This is a genomic window from Intrasporangium sp., assembly GCF_039812505.1.
Taxonomy (GTDB): Bacteria; Actinomycetota; Actinomycetes; order Actinomycetales; family Dermatophilaceae; genus Intrasporangium_A.
Genome location: NZ_JBDIAQ010000246.1, coordinates 1 through 3,174, shown reverse-complemented (window position 1 = coordinate 3,174; position 3,174 = coordinate 1). Strand labels below are relative to the sequence as shown.

5 protein-coding genes and 1 pseudogene are annotated in these 3,174 nt (G+C 74.0%); all 6 read right to left on the bottom strand.

The window, feature by feature from the left end:
• Positions 1–618 (bottom strand): GNAT family N-acetyltransferase (locus tag WMI84_RS17755; RefSeq protein ID WP_347355102.1); only part of this gene is annotated, 618 nt, incomplete at its 3' end.
• Between the two features lie 155 nt (positions 619–773).
• Entirely contained in the window at positions 774–1,178 is a 405-nt protein-coding gene (locus tag WMI84_RS17750; protein WP_347355101.1) for a DUF2306 domain-containing protein, read from the bottom strand.
• A gap of 86 nt (positions 1,179–1,264) precedes the next feature.
• Positions 1,265–1,506: pseudogene (locus WMI84_RS17745) on the bottom strand (hypothetical protein); the annotation flags it as partial.
• On the bottom strand, positions 1,503–2,192 hold the full coding sequence (locus tag WMI84_RS17740; RefSeq protein ID WP_347355100.1) for a hypothetical protein: 690 nt from the start codon (positions 2,190–2,192) through the stop codon (positions 1,503–1,505). The pseudogene WMI84_RS17745 and the gene WMI84_RS17740, both read right to left, overlap by 4 nt.
• A 156-nt stretch (positions 2,193–2,348) precedes the next feature.
• Complete coding sequence (locus WMI84_RS17735; RefSeq protein ID WP_347355099.1) at positions 2,349–2,540, bottom strand: LuxR C-terminal-related transcriptional regulator; 192 nt, start codon at positions 2,538–2,540, stop codon at positions 2,349–2,351.
• Positions 2,541–2,544: 4 nt separating this feature from the next.
• Positions 2,545–3,174, bottom strand: a 630-nt coding sequence (locus tag WMI84_RS17730) for a tetratricopeptide repeat protein (protein WP_347355098.1), incomplete at its 5' end; no start/stop codon positions are given.

The window sequence follows — 3,174 nt, the reverse complement described above, 5'->3', positions numbered from 1 at the left end:
CCGATGGAGGGACTCGCGCACGGCATGGCTCTCGCGGCGCATCCCGGCCCGCTCCATGAGCCGCCACGAGGCCTCGTTCTCGAGGAAGCAGCTCGCGACCACCCGGTGCACACCGAGGGTCTCGAAGCTGTAGCGCAGCAGCGCGCGGAGTGCCTCGGTGGCGAAGTCGTGCCCGGTGTATGCCGGGTCCAGCACCCACCCGAGCTCCGCCTGGGCGCCGCGGGCCTGCGCGGCCACCTCGTGCTGGGCCCAGCCGTCCTCGCGACGCAGCATGAAGTCCCCGATGACGGTTCCCGCCTGCTGCTGGCCGAGCTGGACGACGACGGTGCTCGCGAGACGCACCGGGTCGGCGAACAGGGCACGGTATGCCGCGATGTCGGCCGAGCACCCGGCCTGCCACTCGTTCACCTCGCGGAGCCGGCGGAAGGCCCAGGTCGCGTCGTCATCGCGGGAGGTCGGGGGCCGGAGGGTGAGACGCCGGGTGCGCAGCGGGTGTGCGAGCACCGGCAGCGTCGCCGCCGACGCAGGGGCGGCCGCCGGCATCGCGCGGACCTCGAGGAGGACGGCGCCGATGTCGCGCAGCCCGGCCAGCACCCCGTACAGCTCGGCCTGGTCCACGACCGGTCCCGACAGGGTGGTGGTGCCGTCCGCCGCCTCCCTGACGCTCAGCTGGGCGAACCAGTCGGATCAGCGCCCGTCGAGGTGGCCGTCGACGCGAATCCGGTATGCCGCCGAAGCCGTCGCCGCCGGGACGGCCGGGGCCGGGGTGCTCCTCACGACGGGCTCCCCGCTCGGTGTCGCCGGGCGGCAGCACTGCCGACCGCTGGTCGACCGGTCGGTAGCGGTCCGCAGGGCTGTCGTCCAGCCGACCGGCGGATCACCCACTCGGCGACCGCGAGATTGACGACCCAGCCGGTCGCCTTGGCGATGTCGCCCCGGGTCGGCCCACTGCCGAACAGCGCGGTGCCGATGCCCTCGGTGAACACCTGTGTGCCGGCGGCGAGGCCGATCGCGTAGGCGCGCGTCATCCAGGCCCGGTGGGCGGTGACGTCGCGGCGGCGGATCGCGGAGAAGCCGAGGCCCAGGCAGGCGACCATCGCCGATCCGAACAGCAGACGCAGGAGGTACAGCAGGTCGCCGGTCCGTGGCTGAGGGGCGTAGGAGAGGGTGAGCCACAACGCCGACCCGGCGACCAGTAGGCCGGCGCCGAACAGGGCGCCCCGCGCGCCGGTGCCAGACCGGGTGTTGCCGACGGAAGCGGGGAACGAACTGGAACACCCCGACCAGCGCGTAGACCGCGGCACCCACGATGTGCGCCACGAGCGCCGCGGGGAAGCCCTCGAACCTCTCGTCGGCGGGCAGCACCGCGGGGCCGCCGCCGAGCTGGATAAGCCGGAATGCACCGGCCGCCAAGGGGATTGCGGACAACGCGATGAGGGCGAGCGGGACCGGCCAGCCCCGTGACGGGGCGGTCCGGCGGACGGTCGAGGTGGTCGGCCGGCTCATCGGACTGCATCCTCGCGGTCCCGGCCGGCCCAGCCGCTGCCCTTGCGGACGGCGGACCGGTCGACCGGGTTGCGCCATAGGGACACGCCGAGCCAGACCAGCGCCATACCGGCCGGCACGGCGAGGGGCCGGTTGAACGACTCGGGGAGCACCGCGAGCGCAGCCGTCGCGACCGTGCCGGCAGCGAGCAGCGCGCCCGCCCAGCGGGTCAGCACCCCGGCGCGCAGCACGGCGATGCCGAACAGCAGGCCGCCGATCAGGTAACCGGCACCGGCGAGGTCGAACAGCAGCTGCAGCCCGCCGATGTCACCCTGCGGGGTGGCGCCGGTCGCGGCGGCGATGACGTCGTCCACGAACGCCGGCTCGCCGGCGACGAGGGACGGGAGGACGGTGATGGCGACGACCTCGACGCTGAACATCGCCAGGTAGCCGGCGGCGAACACGAGGTACCCGACGAGTCCGAGCAGCCCGGCCTTGCCGTGCTGGCGCAGGTAGATGCCGGTGATGCCCGCGAGCGCGAGTGCCGCCATCGCCGCCTTCGCGCCGCTGCGGGCCATCCACTGAGCGGTCTCGGTGGCGAACGTGTCCGGTGCCGGGTGGTTGACCTGGACGGCGACGAAGATGGACCCGGCCAGCGCGGCGGCGGCGCCGGCGGCCTTGGCCAGCCCGGGCGAGGTGATGTGCATCGTGGTGCTCCTTCGGTCTGGAGGTGGGGCCGGAGCACTGCGTCAAGGGCGTCCGGCGATTCCTGACCGTAGGAAGCGTCGTGGGGAGCACACATCACCACCTGATGTGAGCGGCGTGGTGATCTCCAGAGGTGTACCGAGCGCCGCGCCCGGACGTCATCCGCCCGGCCCCCGCGGTGGCTGGAGGAGGCCCAGCTCGGCGCCCCGCAGCACGGCGGCCCGCCGGGTGTTGACGCCGAGCTTGGTGAAGATGTGCTTGGTGTGCGTGCGCAGGGTGTTGACCGAGACGAAGAGCTGCCGGGCGATCTCCGGGCCGGTCAGGCCGGTCGCGAGCAGCCGCAGCACCACGAGCTCACGGTCGCTGAGCGAAGGGGTGAGCCAGCTGTTCGGCGATGACGAGCCGGGCGAGGGTGAGCCGGTCGAACTCCCGGGAGTAGGGGGCCGGGCCTCCAGGGCCGGAGTCGGACTCGTCGGGCGGCTCCGGGTCGGCGCGCACCGCACCGGCCCAGTCCCGTGCGTCCGCCAGCCTGCCCTGGCTGATGCGAAGTCGGGCTCGCAGCGCCGGGATCGACCGCACGTCGGGCAGGAACCCGGGCAGGTAGAGGGGCCGCGCGGCGTCGAGCATCAGCAACGCACCGTCCAGATCGCCTCGAGCTCGCAGGAGCCCGGCCATCGCGGTATACCACCGATGCCGGTTCTCCAGCAGCGAGGCCTGCTCGCCAAGCTCCTCGGCGGTATGCAGGTGCCGGTCGGCGGCGGCGCGCTCGCCCCGCTCCCGGAGCACGTCGGCCAGACCGACGTGCAGGTCAGCGGTCGCGGCACGTGTCGCGCCGGGATCTTCCCCCGCGACCCGGAGGGCGTGCTCGTAGCGGCGCTGTGCCTCGTCCGGCCTGCCCCGGGCGAGCCACAGGTCGCCCAGCACGACCGTCGCACCGAGCTCGTCGGCGAGGCTGCCCGCGGCCCGCAGGCTCCGGACCGCCCG

Bases quoted from the DNA above. Each gene is read 5' to 3' on its own strand.
- WMI84_RS17740 (WP_347355100.1), bottom strand. From the start codon at position 2,192: ATGCACATCACCTCGCCCGGGCTGGCCAAGGCCGCCGGCGCCGCCGCC.